This window comes from Priestia veravalensis, assembly GCF_001457055.1.
Lineage (GTDB): Bacteria > Bacillota > Bacilli > Bacillales > Bacillaceae_H > Priestia > Priestia flexa.
The window spans coordinates 1-1,894 of the sequence record NZ_KQ758761.1; the positions used below are offsets into that span (position 1 = coordinate 1).

General features: G+C 34.2%; 4 protein-coding genes and 1 pseudogene. All 5 read left to right on the forward strand.

Features of this window, described 5'->3' with window-relative positions; all coding sequences use genetic code 11:
* The first annotated feature begins 208 nt into the window (after positions 1 to 208).
* The 5 genes and pseudogenes from AS180_RS21220 to AS180_RS23390 all read left to right on the forward strand — a co-directional run bounded on the left by AS180_RS21220 (position 209) and on the right by AS180_RS23390 (position 1,749).
* Positions 209 to 418 carry a hypothetical protein gene (locus tag AS180_RS21220; protein ID WP_025910116.1) on the forward strand — a complete coding sequence of 70 codons (210 nt, stop codon included), beginning with the start codon at positions 209 to 211 and terminating at the stop codon, positions 416 to 418.
* A gap of 144 nt (positions 419 to 562) precedes the next feature.
* A complete protein-coding gene (locus AS180_RS21225; RefSeq protein ID WP_061785932.1) occupies positions 563 to 1,003 on the forward strand; it encodes an Hsp20/alpha crystallin family protein in 441 nt (146 codons plus the stop codon).
* A gap of 2 nt (positions 1,004 to 1,005) precedes the next feature.
* Positions 1,006 to 1,203 carry a hypothetical protein gene (locus tag AS180_RS21230; protein WP_061785931.1) on the forward strand — a complete coding sequence of 66 codons (198 nt, stop codon included), beginning with the start codon at positions 1,006 to 1,008 and terminating at the stop codon, positions 1,201 to 1,203.
* 127 nt (positions 1,204 to 1,330) lie between these two features.
* Positions 1,331 to 1,519: pseudogene (locus AS180_RS24155) on the forward strand (IS5/IS1182 family transposase); the annotation flags it as partial.
* Positions 1,477 to 1,749, forward strand: coding sequence for an RNase A-like domain-containing protein (locus AS180_RS23390; protein ID WP_226373018.1), 273 nt, complete (start codon positions 1,477 to 1,479; stop codon positions 1,747 to 1,749). The pseudogene AS180_RS24155 and the gene AS180_RS23390, both read left to right, overlap by 43 nt.
* Positions 1,750 to 1,894 lie beyond the last annotated feature (145 nt).

Sequence of the window (1,894 nt, forward strand, 5' to 3'; positions counted from 1 at the left end):
CAAAATAGCCAGCTAACTGAAAAAAATTCAGTTAGCTGGCCGTTCGTCGTGCGTACCGTGAAGGTGCGCTATTTTTTATATTTCGGGCTTACATTTAACCTTGATTGGCTTGGGACTGACCCCTGTTTTTGAGACAGGAATCAAAACACCTTTTAAACACGCAGCACCTCCTGGTACAATACATGTATCAATCAAAGGAGGTGTTAGTATGCAACATAAAAAGTATTCACTGTATAAAAATGGAGTATACTTACATGATTTTGATACTATGACTGAATGCTCCAAATGGTTAGAGAATATTATAGGAGGCTCTTTGTATCAGGGCTTGAGCAGAATTAGAGATGGAAAATGGATACCTGATGAAAGGTCACAGCTTTTTGGATATGAGGTTAAAACTAATGACACTGAGGAGAGCTAATTAGGCTCTCCTTTTTCTGTAATAGGATGCTTTTCTAAAACTGACTCAGCTTATCCCTTAAATGAATAATTACATAGTAAATGAATAATTACATAGTAAATGTAAAAAATATATTTGTTAAAAATAACTAAGGAGATGATACAAATGGCATTAATACCTTATGATCCATTTAGACAATTAACTAACATTAGGAGAGATTTTGACAGATTATTCAATGATTTCCCTTTTCATTTAGACAATGAAATGAATCAATTGGGGAATATAAGAGTGGATGTTCATGAAACAGATAAAGAGGTAGTAGCAACTTGTGACATTCCAGGCTTACAGAGTAAAGAAGATGTAAACATTGATATTGAAAATAATGTATTGAGAATTAGTGGCTCAATTAACAGAACTAATGAGATTAAAGAAGAGAATATGCATAGGAGAGAAAGATACACAGGTAGCTTTCACAGAGCCGTTACACTACCAACTCCTGTTTCTGAGGAAGATATAAAGGCTTCTTATAAGAATGGTGTACTAGAAGTTATCATGCCTAAACAAACTCAAACAAATAAAAAGAGAATTGATGTGGATTTCCATTAAAAATGAGCAGTTTGCTACCTGTAATGAAAGAGTTTGGCAGGGATTACTTGCAGGAAGTTGCTGAGGAACAACCTGACCTAGTTGATTTGCTAATTTTAAGCTGCCATTTACCTCAGGGAAAGAAAAAAATTATTTTAAATGAGCTGACTAATAATATTAAAAATTCCTACCAGAGGCTGGGACAAAACGCTCCTAAATAAACTAAAAAAGCCGGTGCAGTTTTACGACGAGTAAAATTGCACTGGCTTTATATTTTTACAATAAAATAAGGACCACTTCTGATAAAATTAAGTTACCACACCAAATCATATCGAAAGAAGGATCCTTATGTTTAAAAATTATAGCATGAATCAATTAATTCTACCTTTAGATCTTGAAATAAAACTGCAAAATAATGATAGTGCATTCTCTATTCACCATTTAGTTGAAAGTATCCCACAAGAAGCGCTCGAACCATTCCTTCGAAATACCGGCTGTCCTGCCTATCATCCTCTTTTACAGATAGGGCTACTGCTGAGAAAGTTGCTAGTAAGGTTTTAAGCAATCTAAATAACAAAAAAGCAGTGGCAGCTTGGATAAGTAATCCTCAAAGTAAGTCAAAGTTAGTGTTATCTTATGAAGGAGCTGAAGTTATTGGACGTGGAGTAAAAAGAGATTCTACAACTGTTGAAAGTATGACAAATGCTAGAATTGTCTTGAAAAAGGATGGAGCAGGGAATTATATTCTAACTGGATATCCAAACTAATACTAAAGGGTGAGATGTTATGTTGTCTTCTAACAAATTAGAAGAACCTGTTGGATCGGCTATACTTAGTTAGACAGAAATTTTAAGGTCAAGTAGAATTAACTATACTAATCAGTTATGAGGAGAATCTACATGACAAAAAAAG

Excerpts from the sequence above, each read along its gene's own strand:
- AS180_RS21225 (WP_061785932.1), top strand. The coding sequence starts at position 563 with ATGGCATTAATACCTTATGATCCATTTAGACAATTAACTAACATTAGG.
- AS180_RS21220 (WP_025910116.1), top strand. The coding sequence starts at position 209 with ATGCAACATAAAAAGTATTCACTGTATAAAAATGGAGTATACTTACAT.
- AS180_RS21230 (WP_061785931.1), top strand. The coding sequence starts at position 1,006 with ATGAGCAGTTTGCTACCTGTAATGAAAGAGTTTGGCAGGGATTACTTG.